Consider the following 17,506-nt stretch of genomic DNA (forward strand, 5'->3'; position numbering starts at 1 on the left):
AAAGGTGGGTCATGGTGTTTCTCCTTGGATGAGAGATGCGGATGAGAAGTGGGACGTGCCGAGGTGAGGTGGCTCAGTGGGCGACGGCGGCACGCTGGGCGCTGAGCACGCCCCACAGGGCCGCCGGGGTGGCGAAGGTCGCGGCCGTGAGGGTCTCCTCCGGGAACTCCACGCCGTAGGTGTCCTCCAGGCGGACCAGGAGCTCGATGGTCGCCATCGAGTCGAGGCCGGCCTCCTTGAGGTCGCGGGCCGGGTCGATCGGGTCCGGGCCGGCCAGGCGCGGCAGGACGGAGCGCAGCAGCTGCTCGAAGCCGGGGTCCGGGGTCGTCGTCATGGTGGGTTCTCCTTACATGTGGGCGTTCTGCTCGCGGCGCAGCCGCTGCTTGTCGGTCTTGCCGTTCGGGGTGAGGGGCAGCTCGTCGACCAGGTGGCAGGCGGCGGGGACCTTGGCGGTCTCCAGCCGCTCGTCGAGCTGCGCGAGCACGGCGTCGGGGGTCAGCCCGGCGACGGCGTACAGCGTGAGGTCGTGTCCGTCGGCCGGGGCGAGCGCGGCGGCGGCGGTGACGCCGGGGATGTCCAGGGCGGCGGTCTCGATCTCGAGGGTTCCCATGCGGACGCCCTTGCGCTTGAACAGGTCGTCCCTGCGGCCCTCGAAGTAGAGGTGGCCGTCGGCGTCCAGGTGCCCGTAGTCGCCGGTGTGCAGAGTGACTTCCCCGGTGGCCGGATCGGGGCGGAAGCGCAGCGCGGTCTGCTCGGGGGCGCGCCAGTAGCCGGCCATGATGTGCGGGCCGCGCACGGCGATCTCGCCGACGGTGCCGGGCGGCAGCGGGGCGCCGTCGTCGTCGAGGATCAGCACTTCGGTGCCGTCCAGGGCACGGCCGACCGAGCCGGGCCTGACCAGGTCGCCGTCCGGTTCGAGGACGGTGATCCGCTTGCACTCGGTGGTGCCGAACATCGGCGACACCCGGGCGCGCGGGAAGGCGTCACGCAGCCGGGCGATGACGGGGGCGGTCAGGGCGGCGCCGGTGTTGGTGAACAGCCGCACCGGGGGAGCCTCACGGCGGTCGCGGCGGGAGAGGGTCAGCAGCATCTCGGCGAGCGACGGCACGAGCGGTACGACGGTCACGCCGTGGTCGTGCAGGGTGCCCAGCAGCCGTACGTGGCGGTCGGGTTCGGTCAGCACGAGCTGCGCCCCCGCGATCACCGAGAGGAAGATCTGGTAGAGCCCGTAGTCGAAGGAGAGCGGCACGGCGGCGAGGACGACGTCGTCCTCCCGGTAGTTCAGCCGGGCCTGGATGGCGCGGGCCGCGAAGACGATCGGGGCGTGCGGGCTCGCCACGGCCTTGGGGGCCGAGGTGGAGCCGGAGGTGTAGATCAGCAGGCCGAGGTCGTCGGGGCGCACGGGGGTGGTGTCCTCGACGGCACCCGTGTCGGCGCCGAGCCGCCGCTCGGCGCCGGACCGGGCCTGGTCGAGCGACACGACCGGACGCTTGGTCAGCTTCGTCAGGAGGGCGACGTCCTCGTCCTCGTGCGCGATCAGCAGAACGGGGTCGCAGTCCGGCACCACGGTGTTCAGGTGGAAGCGCTTCATCGCCGGGTTGACGGGCACGAAGACGACCCCGCGGCGCAGCGCGCCGAAGAGCAGGGCGGTGAACTCGCGGACGTTGCCGACCCGGGCCAGCACCCTGTCACCGCGGCGCACGCCCCCGGCGGTGAGCCAGTCCGCGTACGCCCGTGACCAGGCGTCGAGTTCCGCGTAGGTCCAGGAGCCCGAGGCGTCCCGCACGGCGGGGGCGTCGGGCCGGGCGGCGACCGCCGCGGCGAGCAGGCCGTCGACGGTGTCGGCGGCCACCAGTGTCTGAGTCGTCATTCGGCAACCTCTTGGGGCGATCGGGTCCGTCGGAGCGGAAGTCGGTCCCGGCAAGCTTCCGGGCCACCGCTCGACGCCCGGTGGAGTCGTTCTCGCACCGCCGTCGGCCTGCCCGCGCTCAAGTCCGCTGCGAGGGACCGGCCCGATGGTGACCGCGGCAGCACGCCCCATGACGAAGACGACCCCGCCGCGACGACGTCCGACGGGGAAGGAGGCAGCACAGGATGAACGCGGAATCCCGGCAGTCGGCCGGCCCTGGCGGCACAGCACCCGATGTGCGCCCGCTGGACCTCGGTGTCTTCTTCTTCGCCGCGGTCGGCGACCGGTCCGAGGAGACATACCGGCTGATGCTCGACGCGGCGCGCCGCGCCGACGAGCTCGGCTTCGGCTTCGTGTCGACGCCCGAGCGCCACTTCCACCGCTTCGGCGGCGCCTTCCCGAACCCGGCCGTCACCTCGGCCGCCATCGCCGCCACGACCCGGCGCATCCAGATCCGCGCGGGAAGCGTGGTCACCCCGCTGCACCCGGCGTCGCGGATCGTGGAGGACTTCGCCGCCGTGGACGGCATCTCGGGCGGCCGGGTGGGGATCTCGGTGGGCTCCGGCTGGAACGTCAACGACTTCGTCATCGCGCCCGAGAGGTACGAGACACGCCGCGAGCAGATGCTCAAGGACGTGACGGACATCCGCGAGGCCTGGCGCACGGGCCGGTGGAGCGGCCCCACCCCGCTCGGCACCGAGGCCTCGCTGCCGCTGTACCCGCGCCCGGTGCAGGACGAGCTGCCGGTGTGGATCACCGCCTCCCGCAGCGAGGGCACCTTCGTCCAGGCGGGCCGGCTCGGCTGCAACATCCTCACGCACCTGGAGAACCAGGACGTCGCGTCCCTCGGCGACAAGGTCGCCCTGTACCGCGCGGCCCGTGCCGAGGCCGGCCTGCCGGGCCCCGGGACGGTCACCGTGATGATGCACACCTACGTGGCCCCGACCCCGGAGCAGGCGCGCGAGGTCGGCGGCGGCGCCCTGCGCGACTATCTGCTGTCCGCCATCGACCTGGAGGCCGGCGCCGTCCAGGCGGGCGGCCGGATGAGCGGCAACAAGGAGGGCCGGGACGTGCTGTCCGCGGCCCGGGCCCAGCAGAAGCTGGCCGAACTGGGCGTCAACCGCTACCTCTCCGGCAACTCCCTGATCGGCTCCGTCGGAGAGTGCACCGAAACGGCCCGCCGGGTGCGCGCCGCCGGCGTCGACGAGATCGCCTGCCTGGTGGACTTCGTGCCGGACGCGGAGCAGGTGCTCGGCTCCCTGGAGCTGCTGGACGCCGTACGACGTGACGCCGCGCGGGCCCCAGAGCCCGTGGCGGCCCGCTGACCTCAGGAGGTCGCCCCGTGCCGACGATACTCGCCGTGTCCGGCAGCCCGTCTCCCGTCTCGCTCACCCACCGGGTGCTCACCCGCGCCGCGGAGCGGCTGGGCGGACGCGGCCACCTGGTCGACGTGCTGGCCGTACGCACCCTGCCGCCCGCGGAACTGCTCGCGGCCGACACCCGTCACCCCTGCGTCGCCGCCGCCGTGCGGCGGTTCACCGAGGCCGACGCGGTGGTCCTCGCGACGCCCGTGTACAAGGCCGGATACTCGGGCCTGCTGAAGGCATACCTGGACCTGCTGCCCCAGTTCGCCCTGGAGGGCAAGGTCGTCCTGCCGCTGGCCACCGGCGGCTCCCTCGCCCATGTACTCGCCCTCGACTACGGCCTGCGCCCCGTACTGATGTCGATGAAACCGGCCGCCGTAGCCGAAAGCGTCTTCGTGCACGCCGAGCAGGCAGAAGCCATGGGCGACCTGCTCGAATCCGCCACCGACCGGTTCGCCGGCCTCGTCGAGGCCCTGCACCGTCCCGCCCGCCGTCCGGCGCCGGCGGTCGCCTGACCCATGACTGTCACACCGAACCCCACGGAAGAGGCCCCCATGAAGGCTCTTGTGCTGGCCGGCGGAACGGGATCCCGGCTGCGCCCGTTCAGCTACTCCATGCCCAAACAGCTCATCCCGATCGCCAACAAGCCGGTCCTGGAGCACGTCCTGGACAACATCCGCGAGATCGGTGTCACCGAGATCGGCATCATCGTCGGCAACCACGCCACCGAGATCGTCGACGCGCTCGGTGACGGCTCCCGTCTGGGGGTGCGCATCACGTACATTCCGCAGGACCGCCCGGCCGGTCTCGCCCAGACCGTGCAGCTGGCCCGCGGCTTCCTCGGCGACGACGACTTCGTGATGTACCTCGGCGACAACATGCTGCCGGAGGGCATCCAGGAGGCCGCCGCCGAGTTCCGTGCCCTTCGCCCCACGGCCCAGGTCCTGGTCGCGCAGGTCGAGGACCCGCGTGCCTTCGGGGTCGCCGAGGTCGACGCGGACGGTGTGGTGGAGCGGTTGGTGGAGAAGCCGCCGGCGCCGCGCTCCAACCTGGCGCTGATCGGCGTGTACTTCTTCACCCCGGCCGTCCACGAGGCGGTCGAGTCCATCGAGCCGAGCGCCCGGGGTGAGCTGGAGATCACCGACGCCATCCAGTGGCTGGTGACCGACGGACAGACCGTGCGGGCCCAGGAGTACGCCGGGTACTGGAAGGACACCGGCCGGGTCGAGGACGTTCTGGACTGCAACCGGATCCTCCTGGACGCCGTGACGCGCAGCGTCCAGGGCGAGAGCGACGAGGACTCGGTGCTGATCGGCAGCGTCGTCCTCGAGCCCGGCGCCCGGGTCGTCCGCTCGTTCGTGGTCGGCCCGGTGGTGATCGGCGCGGGCACCCTCCTGGAGGACAGCCACGTAGGCCCGTACACCTCGATCGGCCGTAACTGCGTCCTGACCGACGCGCATCTGGACCACTCCATCGCGCTGGACGGCGCCACGGTCTCCGGCGTGCGCGGACTGCGCGGCTCGCTGCTGGGCCGGTCCGCCGCCGTCACCGGCGCCCAGCTCGAAGAGCGCCACCACCGTCTGGTGGTCGGCGACCACACCCGCGTGGAGGTCGCGGCATGAACAAGAAGATCCTGGTCACAGGCGGCGCTGGCTTCATCGGTTCGCACTACGTACGCACGCTCCTGGACGGCGGTTACGCCGGCTGGGAGGACGCCGAGGTCACCGTCCTCGACAAGATGACCTACGCCGGCAACCGCGACAACCTGCCCGCCGCCCACCCACGGCTGACCTTCGTCGAGGGCGACATCTGCGACATGCCGCTGCTCCTGCGGCTGTTCCCGGGCCACGGCGCGGTGGTGCACTTCGCCGCAGAGTCGCACGTGGACCGCTCCCTGGAGTCCGCCGCCGAGTTCGTCGCGACCAATGTGGGCGGCACCCAGAACGTGATGGAGGCCGCGCTGCGCTCCGGCGTGGAGCGGGTGGTGCACGTCTCCACCGACGAGGTGTACGGCACCATCGACGAGGGCTCCTGGACCGAGGAGTGGCCGCTGCTGCCCAACTCGCCCTATGCGGCGTCCAAGGCCGGCTCCGACCTGATCGCCCGCGCCTACTGGCGCACCCACGGCCTGAACGTCTCGATCACCCGCTGCTCCAACAACTACGGGCCCTACCAGCACCCGGAGAAGCTGATCCCGCGCTTCGTCACCAACCTCCTTCAGGGCGAGACGGTCCCGCTGTACGGCGAGGGCGCCAACATCCGCGAGTGGCTGCACGTCGACGACCACTGCCGGGCGATCCAGCTGGTGCTCACCCGCGGCCGGGCCGGCGAGGTCTACAACGTCGGCGGCGGCAACGAGCAGACCAACCGCCAGATCACCGAGCGGCTCCTGGAGCTGACCGGCAACGACTGGTCGAAGGTGGTGCGGGTCGCCGACCGCAAGGGTCACGACCTGCGCTACTCGCTCGACGAGTCCAAGATCCGCGAGGAGCTGGGCTACGCGCCTCGCGTCACCTTCGAGGAGGGGCTCGCCGCCACCGTCGCCTGGTACCAGGACAACCCGGGCTGGTGGAAAGCGGTCGAGCAGGGGGCGCGGGAGGAGCAGCGGTGAGCAGGACCGAGGCCCAGGTGCTCGTGGTCGGTGCCGGCCCGGTCGGTCTGAGCGCCGCCCACGAACTGGCCCGGCACGGTGTACGGGTCCGGCTGGTGGACGCGGCGGAGGGCCCCGCCACCACCAGCCGGGCGCTGGCCACCCACGCCCGCACCCTGGAGACGTACGACCAGATGGGCGTGCTGGACGAACTGCTGCCGCGTGGCCAGCGCGTCGAGCACTTCACCCTGCACCAGAACGGCCGCCGGCTGATCCGCTTCGACACCGACTACAGCCGGCTGCCCACCCGCTTCCCCTTCACCCTCATGGTCGACCAGGTGATCACCGAGGAGGTGCTGCGGAACGCGGCGGCCCGCCGGGGCGTCACCGTCGAGTCGGGCGTACGGCTGGAGCGCTTCACGGACCTGGGCTCCGGCGGCGTGCTCGCCGAACTGGTCGGCCCGGACGGCCGCGCCGAGACCGTCGTCGCCGACTGGCTGGTGGGCGCCGACGGCGGGCACAGCGTCATCCGCAAGCAGCTCGGCCTGAAGCTGGAGGGCGAGTCGAGCGAGACCTGGCTGATCGCGGACGCGGTCGTCGACTGCGACCTGCCCAAGGACAGCATCCACTGGATGCGCACCCCGCGCGGCACGGTGATGATGGTGCCCTTCCCGGAGGCCGGCAAGTGGCGGCTGCTCGACACGGCGGAGACCTCCTACGGCGGCGACGACCGGATGGTCGCCCAACGCTTCGCGGAGAAGATCTCCACGGGAACGGGGAAGCCGGCCGGGGTCGGACTTCCGAGCTGGGTCTCGGTGTTCACCATCCAGCAGCGCATGATCCCTCAGATGCGCCAGGGCCGGGTGCTGCTGGCGGGCGACGCCGCCCATGTCCACAGCCCGGCCTCCGGCCAGGGCATGAACACCGGGGTCCAGGACGCGGTCAATCTGTCCTGGAAGCTGGCGGCGGTGCTGCGCGGCGAGGCGGCCGACTCACTGCTGGACACCTACAGCACCGAACGGGTCCCGGTGGGCGCGGAGTTGCTGCGCACCACCAAGGTCGCCACGCTGCTGGTCCAGCTGCGCAGCCGCAAGGCGGCGGCGTTCCTGCGCACCGCCTTCACGATCCTGCGCAATGTGCCGCCGCTCAAGGGCCGTATCCAGCGCAAGATCATGGGCGGCATGTCGGCCCTCGGTCTCGGCTACGGCGACAGCCCGCTCACCCTGGCATCGGCCACCACGGGCGTCCGCCCCGGTGACCGCGTCGCCCGGGTCGACGCCGCCCGGGCCGCCGGCTCGCCGGAGTGGCAGCGGGTGCTGGACGAACTGCGCCGTCCTGAATGGCTGCTGCTCACCTACGGCGCCGCGGCGGACGGCGATCTGCGCACCCTGTGCCTGTCCGACGCGTCGGTCGCCGCCGACCTCGGACTGAGCGCGGGCGAATGGCTGCTGGTCCGCCCCGACGGCTATGCGGCCGCCCGCGGGAACGCCGGGCAGACTCCGTCGGCGGCACTGACGTCGCTGGGCGTCCGGCTGAAGACGCTCGCACAGGCAGCCTGACCGGCAGCACCGGCCGGCATGTATGAGCCGAGGCCCGCCCCAGCGCTTCGGGGCGGGCCTCGGCTCATGCGTGCTCTATGCGGCCGCGCGCACGGACTTCCCGTGCACGGGCTTCCCGTACAGCTCCAGACACTGCTCGTACGACGGCAGCATGCCGCGTTCGGCGGCCTCGGCCAGGGTCACCGCGTTCGCGTCCTTCTCCGACAGCAGCGGCTCGCCGGTGAGCCACTTGGCCCACGGCAGGCCGAGCTCCGGGTCGAGCGCCCGCAGGTCGAGCTGCGTGCCCGGCACGTACTCCGTAGAGCAGAGGTAGCTGATGCAGGTGTCGTCGGTGAGCGCGACGAAGCCGTGCGCCAGGCCTTCCGCCACGAACACCGCCCGGCCACTGCGGGCATCCAGCACCGTGCACTCGTGCTTCCCGAAGGTGGGCGACCCCACCCGCACGTCGACCACCACGTCGAGCAGCACCCCGCGCACACAGCTGACCAGTTTGGCCTGTCCCGGCGGGATCGTCACCCCGTGCAGCCCGCGGACCGTGTTGCGCGCGGACGCCGAGTAGTTGACCTGCCGGGGCAGGAAGGAGTGGCCCGTCTCGGCGGCGAGGCGGTCGTAGCGGTAGGACTCGTGGAAGCTGCCGCGGGGATCCGGCAGCAGCCTCGGCATGATGCGGTATGCGTCCGGCACAGCGGTCTCTTCGATCCTCATGGTCCGGCACGCTAGGAGCCCCTGCTCGATTCCCGGTAGCGCGGGGGCGACGAGTCCAGCCGTGCCCTAGCGCGACCCGTCACAGTGCCGTCCAGTACTGACGACTGGGAAGGCGGGACGGTGTCGGCGATCGATCGACGGTCACAGGGCGGGCGCGCGGTACTGGTGCTGGGTGCCTCGGGATTCGTGGGCGGGCATGTGTGCCGCGCCTTCACGGAGGCAGGCTGGCGTGTCGCGGGCGTGGCCCGTACGGCGGTGGACCGCACGGCGCGGGGCACGGCCACCTCGTACGAGATCCACGAGCTCGACCTCGTACGGGCCCGGCCCGACCGCCTCATGGAGCTGGTCCGCCGCCATCGCGCCGATGTGGTGGTGAACGCGGCCGGCGCGGTCTGGGGCGTCACCGAGGCCGAAATGGATCTGGGCAACCGGGACCTGGTGCGGCGTCTGGTCGCGGCCGGGCCGCCCCGCCTGATCCAGCTGGGCTCGGTGCACGAGTACGGTCCGGTGCCGCGTACCGCCATCACCGAGACCACCCCGACGGCGCCCGTCACCCCGTACGGGCGCTCCAAACTGGCCGGGGCGCGGGCCCTGCTCGACTCCGGCACCGACGGGCTCGTGCTGCGCGTGTCGAACGTGGCGGGCCCCGGCACCTCCCCCGTCAGCCTGCTCGGCATGGTCGCCGCGCACCTCGCCTCCGGTCCCGCCGAGCCCCTGCGCCTCGCGCCGCTGCTCGCCCACCGTGACTTCGTGGACGTGCGGGACGTCGCCGACGCCGTGGTCGCCGCCGCCGCGTCCGAAGTGACCGGACGGGTCGTCAACATCGGTGGCGGGCAGGCGACTTCGGTGCGTGATCTGGTCGGCCGTCTGGTCGCGGCCGACGGGCGCGGCGCCCGGATCGTGGAGGCTCCCGTCCGGGGCGGCCGGCCCCCGGAGGCCGAGTGGCAGCGCATGGACATCACCCTGGCCGGGACCCTGCTCGGCTGGCGGCCCCGCCGGAGCCTCGACGAGTCGCTGCGCGACCTGTTGTCCAGTGCCGTTCGAGCAGCGGCGCCCACGATGTCCGCATCGGCCCACAGCTGACGGCCACGTGCCGGACTCACCATGGAGGCAGGACAAGATGAGTGACACGAAGGCACGGATCCTGAGTCAGGTGCGCGACTACCACCTGGAGAAGGAGCCGTCGGACGTGTTCCGTCCAGGCGTCGACGAGATCTGGCCGTCCGGCGCGGTGCTCGACCCCGATGACCGGGTCGCCCTCGTGGAGGCGGCCCTCGACATGAGGATCGCGGCCGGCACCCACTCCCGCAGGTTCGAGTCGCGCTTCGCCCGCTACATGAAGCGCCGCAAGGCTCACCTCGTGAACTCCGGCTCGTCGGCGAACCTGCTCGCCCTGTCGGCCCTCACCTCACCGCATCTGGAGGAGCGTCGGCTCCGGCCCGGCGACGAGGTCGTCACCGTCGCGGCGGGCTTCCCCACGACCGTCAACCCCATCATCCAGAACGGCCTCGTGCCCGTCTTCGTCGATGTCGAGCTGAAGACGTACAACACCACCGCGGAGCGCATCAAGGCCGCGGTCGGACCGAAGACCCGCGCCATCGTGATCGCGCACGCGCTCGGCAACCCCTTCGAGGTCGCCGAGGTCGCGCAGATCGCCGAGGAGAACAACCTCTTCCTCATCGAGGACAACTGCGACGCCGTCGGCTCCCTCTACGACGGGCGGCTCACCGGCACCTTCGGTGATCTGACGACCGTCAGCTTCTACCCGGCGCACCACCTCACGATGGGCGAGGGCGGCTGCGTGCTCACCTCGAACCTCGCGCTCGCCCGCATCGTCGAGTCGATGCGGGACTGGGGCCGCGACTGCTGGTGCGAGCCCGGCGAGAACAACCGCTGCTTCAAGCGGTTCGACTACCAGCTGGGCACCCTGCCGGCCGGCTACGACCACAAGTACATCTACTCGCACGTGGGTTACAACCTCAAGGCCACCGACCTGCAGGCCGCGCTCGGCCTGACCCAGCTCGCCAAGGTCGACGCGTTCACCGCCGCCCGCCGCCACAACTGGAGCCGACTGCGGGAGGGCCTGGACGGCACCCCCCATCTGATCCTGCCGGAAGCCACTCTGAACAGCGAGCCCAGCTGGTTCGGGTTCGTGATCACGGTCGCCCCCGACGCGCCGTTCACCCGCAAGGAACTGGTGGACTTCCTGGAGTCCCGCAAGATCGGCACCCGCAATCTGTTCGCCGGGAACCTCACCCGCCAGCCCGCCTACCAGGACGTGCCGCACCGGGTGGTCGGCGACCTCACCAACTCGGACATCATCACCGAGCAGACCTTCTGGATCGGTGTCTACCCCGGCCTCACCGACGAGATGACCGACTACATGGTCGCGTCCGTCCACGAGTTCCTCGCGGGCCGGTGACAAGCGGGGCCCGCCTCCCGCGGACCCCGATCGCCGTTCCCGGATCCCGGATGCCGATCCCCTCCGAGATGCACAGCCCTTGACGTCCTTGACAAGGAGAGACCGTACATGTCGTCGACACTCATGGAGTTGACGCGTTCGCAGTCCATGGTCCAGCCCCGCGAACCGGCCTCGGTCGCCGAACGGATCGCGGCGTCCGCGACGGCCACGGCGGGACGGATGACCACCGACGCGTTCCACGAATGGTTCGCCGGCCGCGGGAAGGCGGGCCGCTTCAGCGTCGAGCGCATCCCCTTCTCGAAGCTGCGCGGCTGGTCCTTCGAGCCGGACACCGGCAACCTGGTGCACGCGAGCGGACGCTTCTTCAGCGTCGAGGGCCTGCACGTCACCGCCGACGACGGTCCGCACCGGGAGTGGTACCAGCCGATCATCAAGCAGCCCGAGGTCGGCATCCTGGGCATCCTGGCCAGGGAGTTCGACGGCGTCCTGCACTTCCTGATGCAGGCCAAGATGGAGCCGGGCAACCGCAACCTCCTTCAGCTCTCCCCCACCGTCCAGGCCACCCGCAGCAACTACACCAAGGTCCACAAGGGCACGGACGTCAAGTACATCCAGTACTTCACCGGCCCCGAGCGGGGGCGGATCCTCGCCGACGTGCTGCAGTCCGAGCACGGCTCGTGGTTCTTCCACAAGAGCAACCGCAACATGATCGTCGAGGTGGACGACGAGGTCCCGCTCGACGAGGACTTCTGCTGGCTCACCCTCGGCCAGCTCAACGAGCTGCTGCACCACGACAACCTGGTCAACATGGATTCGCGCACGGTGCTGGCCTGCCTGCCGCCGTACCGTCCCGAACTGCCCGCCGAGGACGGCTTCGCGCGCGCCCTCGCCCGCTCCCGCGACCCGGAGGCCGGCGCGCTGCTGAGCGACGTCGACCTGCTGTCCTGGTTCACCTCCGAGCGCTCCCGCTACGACGTCCGGGCCGAGCGCATCCCGCTCGCCGAGGTGCCCGGCTGGACCCGCGACGAGGCCCGGATCGGCAAGGACGACGGCCGCTGGTTCGACGTCGTCGCGGTCGAGGTGCAGGCCGGCAACCGCGAGGTCACCGGCTGGACCCAGCCGCTGATCGAGCCGTCCAGCCGGGGCGTCGCCGCCTTCCTCACCCGCTCCTTCGGCGGCGTCCTGCACGTCCTGGCCAACGCCAAGGTCGAGGGCGGCTTCCTGGACACCGTCGAGCTCGCGCCCACCGTGCAGGCCTCGCCGGACAACTTCGCGGGAATCCCGGTCCGCCCGCCCTTCCTCGACCTGGTCCTGTCCGCCGACCCCGACCGCATCCGCTACGACGCCATCCATTCCGAGGAAGGTGGCCGCTTCCTGTACGCCGAGAACCGCTACCTGGTCATCGAGGCGGATGAGTCCGAGGCGCCGACGGTGCCGCCCGCCGGCTTCCAGTGGGTGACGGTCGGCCAGCTCTCCGAACTGGTCAAGCACGGCCACTACGTCAATGTGCAGGCCAGGACCCTGCTCGCCTGCCTGGGCGCGATGTCCGCGGCCACCGCCACTCCCGACGACGACTCCACGGAAACCCGAGCACATGACTGAACGTCCGCTGCGCGTCGCCGTCCTCGGCACCGCGGACATCGCCCGCCGCCGTGTCCTGCCCGCCCTGGCCGCGGATCCGGACGTGGAACTGACCGCGGTGGCGAGCCGGAGCGGCGAGCGGGCACGGGAGGTGGCGGACCACTACGGCTGCGCGGCGTTCACGTCGTACGACGCGGTCCTGGACCGGGCCGACGTGGACGCCGTCTACGTCCCGCTGCCCGTCTCCCTGCACGCCGAGTGGACCCGCCGCGCGCTCACCGCGGGCAAGCACGTCCTCGCGGAGAAGCCGCTCACGGCGCACGCACGCACGACCGCCGAGCTCCTCTCTCTGGCCCGCGCCTCGGGGCTCGCCCTGATGGAGAACGTGATGTTCGTCCACCATCCGCAGCACACGGTGGTGCGCGAGCTCGTCTCCGCCGGGACGATCGGCGAACTCCGCTCCCTCACCGCGGTTTTCGCCGTTCCGCCACTGCCCGCGGGCAACATCCGCCACCGTCCCGAACTCGGCGGCGGCGCCCTGCTCGACATCGGCTACTACCCGGTGCGGGCCGCCCTGCACTTTCTCGGCACCGGCCTCGGCGTGGTCGGCGCGGCGCTGGAGCACTCGCACGGCTCACCCGTGGAGACATCGGGCGCGGTCCTCGTACGGTCCACGGACGGTGTGCTCGGGCAGCTCGCCTTCGGCATGGAGCACGCGTACCAGTCGGCGTACGAACTATGGGGCAGCGAAGGGCGGATCCGCGTCGAGAGCGCGTTCACCCCGCCCGCCGACCACAAGCCGACGGTGTGGGTGACGGACTCCCGTGGCTTGCGCGAGCTGACCCTCGCACCGCACGACCAAGTGGCCTCGACCATAAAGGCCTTCGTCGAGGCGGCCCGCTCCGGCGGCACCGACCCCGCTGCCGACGCGGAGTGCCTGGAACAGGCCACGCTCCTGGACACGGTACGGGCGCGAGCGGCCCGGCAATGAACTGGACCCCGACTTCGGCCCTGGCCTTCGCCTCGGCCAGGAGGGCGACAGGAGGGACGGAGGAGAGATGAGTACGACTGTGACCGCCGCCGGGCGGGTGGCCGAGCTGCACGAGATCCGTGCGCGGGCCCTGGCAGGGCCGAGTGAGAAGGCGACCGAGGCGCAGCACGCCAAGGGCAAGCTCACCGCCCGGGAGCGGATCGAGCTGCTCCTGGACCCGGGGTCCTTCCAGGAGGTCGAGCAGCTGCGCCGCCACCGGGCGACCGGGTTCGGCCTGGAGGCGAAGAAGCCGTACACCGACGGTGTGATCACCGGATGGGGCACGGTGGAGGGCCGTACGGTCTTCGTCTACGCCCATGACTTCCGTATCTTCGGCGGCGCCCTCGGCGAGGCCCACGCCACGAAGATCCACAAGATCATGGACATGGCCCTCGCGGCCGGGGCGCCGCTGGTGTCGCTGAACGACGGCGCGGGCGCCCGTATCCAGGAGGGCGTCAGCGCGCTCGCGGGTTACGGCGGCATCTTCCAGCGCAACACCAAGGCCTCCGGCGTCATCCCGCAGATCAGCGTGATGCTCGGCCCCTGCGCGGGCGGCGCCGCCTACAGCCCCGCCCTCACCGACTTCGTGTTCATGGTCCGTGAGACCTCCCAGATGTTCATCACCGGCCCGGACGTGGTCAAGGCCGTGACCGGCGAGGAGATCAGCCAGAACGGCCTGGGCGGCGCCGATGTGCACGCCGAGACCTCCGGCGTCTGTCACTTCGCCTACGACGACGAGGAGACCTGCATCGCCGAGGTGCGCTACCTGCTGTCTCTCCTCCCGCGGAACAACCGCGAGGCGCCGCCGCCGGCCCCGGGGGTCGACCCGGCGGGGCGGCGCACGGAGGCACTGCTCGACCTGGTCCCGGTCGACGGCAACCGTCCCTACGACATGCGCAGGGTGATCGAGGAGATCGTCGACGACGGCGAGTGCCTGGAGGTCCACGAGCGCTGGGCGACCAACGTCATCTGCGCGCTGGCCCGCATCGACGGGCACGTCACGGGGATCGTAGCCAACCAGCCCCAGTCGCTGGCCGGGGTACTGGACATCGGTGCCAGTGAGAAGGCGGCACGCTTCGTCCAGTTCTGCGACGCCTTCAACATCCCGCTGATCACCTTGCTGGACGTGCCCGGCTTCCTGCCCGGAGTCGACCAGGAGCACGGCGGGATCATCCGCCACGGCGCGAAGCTGCTGTATGCCTACTGCAACGCGACGGTGCCCCGGATCTCCCTGGTCCTGCGCAAGGCGTACGGAGGCGCCTACATCGTGATGGACAGCCAGTCCATCGGCGCCGACCTGACTCTCGCCTGGCCCACCAACGAGATCGCCGTCATGGGCGCCGAGGGCGCTGCGAACGTGATCTTCCGCCGCCGGATCGCCGGCGCGGAGGACCCCGAGGCCATGCGGGCGCGGATGGTCAAGGAGTACAAGTCCGAGCTCATGCACCCGTACTACGCGGCCGAGCGAGGCCTCGTCGACGACGTCATCGACCCCGCGGAGACCCGCCAGGTCCTCGCCTCCGCCCTGGCGATGCTGCGTACCAAGCACGCGGAGCTGCCCTCCCGCAAACACGGCAACCCGCCTCAGTGAACCCCGCCCGACCCCTGTCCGACACTCGCGGAGACCGTATGCACCCCACCGGCCAGCCCACCGGACCCACCGGACCCTGCCACGTCGACGAGGCCGACAAGGCCGACGGCACCGGCGAACCGCTGTTCCGCATCGTGCGCGGCACGGCCACCGAGTCCGAACTCGCCGCCCTCGCCGTGGTTCTTCTCGCCCTCAACACCCCGGAGCCCCTGCCGGCTCCGGTCACCCCCCTCGCGGCCTGGCGCCGCGCACCGTACGCCCAGCCGTTCAGCTGGCGCCAGGCGGCCTGACCCCCTTCGCCGCGTCCGAAGGCTCCATCGCCGCGGCCCGAGGGCTCCGCCGTCCCGCCCCGTCGGGGAGAACGCCGGGGCCTTCGACGGTCATGGCGCGGGGATGGCAGCGGCGACGAGGACGATCACGACTGCCAGGTCCCGCACGGAACCTGTATGCCCGTCCTCACGCCCGTCCCCTGGAACGGGCCGCCCTCGCGATCGTGACGACCGCCTTCTCCAGGGCGTACTCCGGGTCGTCACCGCCGCCCTTCACGCCGGCGTCGGCCTCGGCCACCGCCCGCAGCGCGACGGCCACGCCCTCCGGCGTCCACCCGCGCATCTGCTGGCGCACCCGGTCGATCTTCCACGGCGGCATGCCCAGCTCCCGGGCGAGATCCGCGGGACGCCCGCCACGGGCCGAGGACAGCTTGCCGATCGCGCGCACCCCCTGCGCGAGCGCACTCGTGATCATCACCGGCGCCACCCCCGTGGCCAGCGACCACCTCAGCGCCTCCAGCGCCTCCGCCGCGCGTCCCTCCACCGCCCGGTCCGCGACCGTGAAGCTCGACGCCTCCGCCCGTCCCGTGTAGTACCGCCCGACCACCGCCTCGTCGATCGTCCCCTCGACATCGGCGACGAGCTGCGACACCGCGGACGCCAGCTCCCGCAGATCGCTGCCGATCGCGTCGACCAGCGCCTGGCACGCCTCGGGCGTCGCCGAACGCCCCTGGGCCCGGAACTCTCCCCGCACAAACGCCAGCCGGTCCGCCGGCTTCGTCATCTTGGGGCAGGCCACCTCCCGCGCCCCCGCCTTGCGGGCGGCATCGAGCAGGCCCTTGCCCTTGGCTCCGCCCGCGTGCAGAAGCACAAGGGTGATCTCCTCGGCGGGCGAGCCGAAATACCCCTTCAGCTCCTTGATCGTGTCGGCCGACAGGTCCTGCGCGTTGCGCACGACCACGACCTTGCGCTCGGCGAAGAGCGACGGACTCGTCAACTCGGCGAGCGTGCCGGGCTGCAACTGGTCCGAAGTCAGGTCCCGTACATCCGTGTCGGCGTCGGCGGCCCGGGCGGCGGCCACCACCTCCTGCACGGCACGGTCGAGCAGGAGGTCCTCCTGGCCCACGGCAAGGGTCACAGGGGCGAGAGGGTCGTCATTCGCGGTCTTCTTGGCCATCACGGAAAGCATCGCACGCGCCACCGACATCGGCGGTCCCACCGTCGCCCGTACGCCGGGCCCCCGGATCAGCGCCGCGGGACTACGGCTCCTCCCGCCAGCCGTCCCACTCGTGCGCGAACGCGTCCAACGCCTCCGGGGCGAGACGTTCCTCCTCGTCCCGGAGCACCACCAGCCACTGCGCGTCCTCGGCGTCGTCCTCACCGGCCAGCGCGTCCCGTACGATCCGCGGTTCCTCATCCAGTGCGAACCGTTCCCCGAGCGCCTCCGCCGCCTCTTCCGCCGCGTCACGGTCGGGCAGCACCAGCACATGTCTCACATCGCTCACCCGGCCATTTTCCGCTATGGGGAACACCGCCGACGCCGGGGTGGGTCCCGGGGTTCCCGCCCGTCGCCTCCCTCGCCCCGCGCGGGGAAAGCGCCGCCGTCCGTGCCGTCCTGGCGCCGTGAACCGAGTGGTCCCGCTCAGTCGTTCCGGTCGGCCTGCCGCACCGTCGGCACCTGGTCCAGGACGATCCCGAACCGCTCCCGGTACACCTCCAGCGCCTCCTCGTCGCTCGCCAGGTCCGACACCTCCTTCCGCCCGCCCGGGTCCGTCACCGAGAGACGGCGGCCGCTGAGCGTGATCCGCCCTCCGTCCTCGGTGACCCGTGAACACACCAGCGAGCGCACGAAGTGCGACACCGGCGAGGTGGTGTTCCACCAGGCCCCGCCCACGAAGTCCCCGAGCACCCGCGGGCGCGTCTCCAGCCGGTACTGCGCCGTGCCGTCCCGCAGCACGTCGAGATCTCCGGACTCCGCGGAGCCCCCGCCCCCGCGTACCCCCGCCGCGTCCGCCCCGGCCTCGATCACCCGGAACGCACCGCCCGGATCCCGCTGCTCGCCCCGCTCCCCGAACGCCAAGGGAAAGTGACTGTTCGCCCCGAACCCGACGTCGACCAGCCAGTCACCCCCGTCCACCGTCCGCACCCGCAACGCCAGATGGTCGTACGGCACCCCGAGCCGCCCCTCCTCCCCGTAGACCCGCGCCGCAAGCAGGGTGACGTCGAAGCCGAGCGCCACCAGCAACGCCCCGAACGCGCCGTTGAGTTCGTAGCAGAAGCCACCCCGGCGAGCCCCGACGATCTTGTCGAACAGCCGCCTCTCCTCCAGCACGATCTCCTCGCCGAGATGGATCGACAGGTTCTCGAACGGGACGGTCCACAGATGACGGAGGTGCAGCTCGCGCAGTACATCGATGGTGGGCCACGCGGGATGGTCCGAGCCGATCCGGTCCAGATACGCGTCAACCTGTGCGGAATCCATGACC

Annotated in this window: 17 protein-coding genes; 11 read left to right on the plus strand and 6 right to left on the minus strand. The window is 71.5% G+C overall.

The features are described 5' to 3' along the window. Positions 1-73 precede the first annotated feature (73 nt). Together ACIP94_RS04020 and ACIP94_RS04025 are read right to left on the minus strand one after the other, a co-directional pair. The gene (locus ACIP94_RS04020) at positions 74-334 is read right to left on the minus strand and encodes a phosphopantetheine-binding protein (RefSeq protein ID WP_402419144.1); all 261 of its coding nucleotides are present in this window, start codon (positions 332-334) and stop codon (positions 74-76) included. A 12-nt stretch (positions 335-346) separates the two neighbouring features. Continuing rightward, complete coding sequence (locus tag ACIP94_RS04025; RefSeq protein WP_402419147.1) at positions 347-1,870, minus strand: class I adenylate-forming enzyme family protein; 1,524 nt, start codon at positions 1,868-1,870, stop codon at positions 347-349. Positions 1,871-2,094: 224 nt separating this feature from the next. Between ACIP94_RS04025 and ACIP94_RS04030 the strand changes: the two genes are divergently transcribed. The 5 genes from ACIP94_RS04030 to ACIP94_RS04050 are packed head-to-tail and all read left to right on the plus strand — an operon-like array spanning position 2,095 to position 7,422. Further along, entirely contained in the window at positions 2,095-3,234 is a 1,140-nt protein-coding gene (locus ACIP94_RS04030) for a MupA/Atu3671 family FMN-dependent luciferase-like monooxygenase (RefSeq protein WP_402419149.1), read from the plus strand. 17 nt (positions 3,235-3,251) lie between these two features. Further along, entirely contained in the window at positions 3,252-3,788 is a 537-nt protein-coding gene (gene ssuE / locus ACIP94_RS04035; RefSeq protein WP_402419152.1) for an NADPH-dependent FMN reductase, read from the plus strand. A 39-nt stretch (positions 3,789-3,827) separates the two neighbouring features. Continuing rightward, positions 3,828-4,895 (plus strand): glucose-1-phosphate thymidylyltransferase, encoded by a 1,068-nt coding sequence (locus tag ACIP94_RS04040; protein WP_402419155.1) that lies wholly within the window; start codon positions 3,828-3,830, stop codon positions 4,893-4,895. Next, entirely contained in the window at positions 4,892-5,884 is a 993-nt protein-coding gene (gene rfbB / locus ACIP94_RS04045) for a dTDP-glucose 4,6-dehydratase (protein WP_402419158.1), read from the plus strand. The genes ACIP94_RS04040 and rfbB overlap by 4 nt, the downstream gene beginning before the upstream one ends. Beyond that, positions 5,881-7,422 carry an FAD-dependent oxidoreductase gene (locus ACIP94_RS04050; protein WP_402419161.1) on the plus strand — a complete coding sequence of 514 codons (1,542 nt, stop codon included), beginning with the start codon at positions 5,881-5,883 and terminating at the stop codon, positions 7,420-7,422. Before rfbB ends, ACIP94_RS04050 begins: the two co-directional genes overlap by 4 nt. 75 nt (positions 7,423-7,497) lie before the next feature. On the opposite strand, the gene ACIP94_RS04055 is transcribed toward ACIP94_RS04050, so the two are convergent. Beyond that, positions 7,498-8,127, minus strand: coding sequence for a dTDP-4-dehydrorhamnose 3,5-epimerase family protein (locus ACIP94_RS04055; RefSeq protein ID WP_402419164.1), 630 nt, complete (start codon positions 8,125-8,127; stop codon positions 7,498-7,500). Between the two features lie 120 nt (positions 8,128-8,247). Here ACIP94_RS04055 and ACIP94_RS04060 point away from each other — a divergent pair, with 120 nt between their 5' ends. From ACIP94_RS04060 to ACIP94_RS04085, 6 genes are all read left to right on the plus strand, one after another. Beyond that, positions 8,248-9,210: an NAD-dependent epimerase/dehydratase family protein gene (locus tag ACIP94_RS04060; RefSeq protein WP_402419167.1), complete on the plus strand. Its 963-nt coding sequence runs from the start codon at positions 8,248-8,250 to the stop codon at positions 9,208-9,210. Between the two features lie 37 nt (positions 9,211-9,247). Then, a complete protein-coding gene (rfbH, locus tag ACIP94_RS04065) occupies positions 9,248-10,549 on the plus strand; it encodes a lipopolysaccharide biosynthesis protein RfbH (protein WP_402419170.1) in 1,302 nt (433 codons plus the stop codon). A 108-nt stretch (positions 10,550-10,657) separates the two neighbouring features. After that, positions 10,658-12,151 (plus strand): NDP-hexose 2,3-dehydratase family protein, encoded by a 1,494-nt coding sequence (locus tag ACIP94_RS04070; protein WP_402419172.1) that lies wholly within the window; start codon positions 10,658-10,660, stop codon positions 12,149-12,151. Then, positions 12,144-13,121: a Gfo/Idh/MocA family protein gene (locus ACIP94_RS04075; RefSeq protein ID WP_402419175.1), complete on the plus strand. Its 978-nt coding sequence runs from the start codon at positions 12,144-12,146 to the stop codon at positions 13,119-13,121. Before ACIP94_RS04070 ends, ACIP94_RS04075 begins: the two co-directional genes overlap by 8 nt. A 67-nt stretch (positions 13,122-13,188) precedes the next feature. Further along, positions 13,189-14,751 carry an acyl-CoA carboxylase subunit beta gene (locus tag ACIP94_RS04080; RefSeq protein WP_402419178.1) on the plus strand — a complete coding sequence of 521 codons (1,563 nt, stop codon included), beginning with the start codon at positions 13,189-13,191 and terminating at the stop codon, positions 14,749-14,751. Positions 14,752-14,789: 38 nt separating this feature from the next. Continuing rightward, the gene (locus ACIP94_RS04085) at positions 14,790-15,041 is read left to right on the plus strand and encodes an acyl-CoA carboxylase epsilon subunit (RefSeq protein WP_402419181.1); all 252 of its coding nucleotides are present in this window, start codon (positions 14,790-14,792) and stop codon (positions 15,039-15,041) included. Between the two features lie 166 nt (positions 15,042-15,207). Here ACIP94_RS04085 and holA read toward each other — a convergent pair whose 3' ends face one another. The 3 genes from holA to ACIP94_RS04100 form a co-directional block, all read right to left on the minus strand. Continuing rightward, positions 15,208-16,197: a DNA polymerase III subunit delta gene (gene holA, locus ACIP94_RS04090; RefSeq protein ID WP_365165988.1), complete on the minus strand. Its 990-nt coding sequence runs from the start codon at positions 16,195-16,197 to the stop codon at positions 15,208-15,210. An 82-nt stretch (positions 16,198-16,279) separates the two neighbouring features. Further along, positions 16,280-16,525 (minus strand): hypothetical protein, encoded by a 246-nt coding sequence (locus tag ACIP94_RS04095; protein WP_402419185.1) that lies wholly within the window; start codon positions 16,523-16,525, stop codon positions 16,280-16,282. Positions 16,526-16,662: 137 nt separating this feature from the next. Continuing rightward, positions 16,663-17,502 (minus strand): arylamine N-acetyltransferase, encoded by an 840-nt coding sequence (locus ACIP94_RS04100; protein ID WP_402419187.1) that lies wholly within the window; start codon positions 17,500-17,502, stop codon positions 16,663-16,665. Between the last annotated feature and the right edge of the window lie 4 nt (positions 17,503-17,506).

It is taken from the genome of Streptomyces sp. NPDC093261, from assembly GCF_044753645.1.
Taxonomy (GTDB): Bacteria; Actinomycetota; Actinomycetes; order Streptomycetales; family Streptomycetaceae; genus Streptomyces.

Coding starts and splice junctions, on each gene's coding strand:
- ACIP94_RS04020 (WP_402419144.1), bottom strand. CDS start 334: ATGACGACGACCCCGGACCCCGGCTTCGAGCAGCTGCTGCGCTCCGTC.
- ACIP94_RS04025 (WP_402419147.1), bottom strand. CDS start 1,870: ATGACGACTCAGACACTGGTGGCCGCCGACACCGTCGACGGCCTGCTC.
- ACIP94_RS04030 (WP_402419149.1), top strand. CDS start 2,095: ATGAACGCGGAATCCCGGCAGTCGGCCGGCCCTGGCGGCACAGCACCC.
- ACIP94_RS04040 (WP_402419155.1), top strand. CDS start 3,828: ATGAAGGCTCTTGTGCTGGCCGGCGGAACGGGATCCCGGCTGCGCCCG.
- rfbB (WP_402419158.1), top strand. CDS start 4,892: ATGAACAAGAAGATCCTGGTCACAGGCGGCGCTGGCTTCATCGGTTCG.
- ACIP94_RS04055 (WP_402419164.1), bottom strand. CDS start 8,127: ATGAGGATCGAAGAGACCGCTGTGCCGGACGCATACCGCATCATGCCG.
- rfbH (WP_402419170.1), top strand. CDS start 9,248: ATGAGTGACACGAAGGCACGGATCCTGAGTCAGGTGCGCGACTACCAC.
- ACIP94_RS04070 (WP_402419172.1), top strand. CDS start 10,658: ATGTCGTCGACACTCATGGAGTTGACGCGTTCGCAGTCCATGGTCCAG.
- ACIP94_RS04075 (WP_402419175.1), top strand. CDS start 12,144: ATGACTGAACGTCCGCTGCGCGTCGCCGTCCTCGGCACCGCGGACATC.
- ACIP94_RS04080 (WP_402419178.1), top strand. CDS start 13,189: ATGAGTACGACTGTGACCGCCGCCGGGCGGGTGGCCGAGCTGCACGAG.
- ACIP94_RS04085 (WP_402419181.1), top strand. CDS start 14,790: ATGCACCCCACCGGCCAGCCCACCGGACCCACCGGACCCTGCCACGTC.
- holA (WP_365165988.1), bottom strand. CDS start 16,197: ATGGCCAAGAAGACCGCGAATGACGACCCTCTCGCCCCTGTGACCCTT.
- ACIP94_RS04100 (WP_402419187.1), bottom strand. CDS start 17,502: ATGGATTCCGCACAGGTTGACGCGTATCTGGACCGGATCGGCTCGGAC.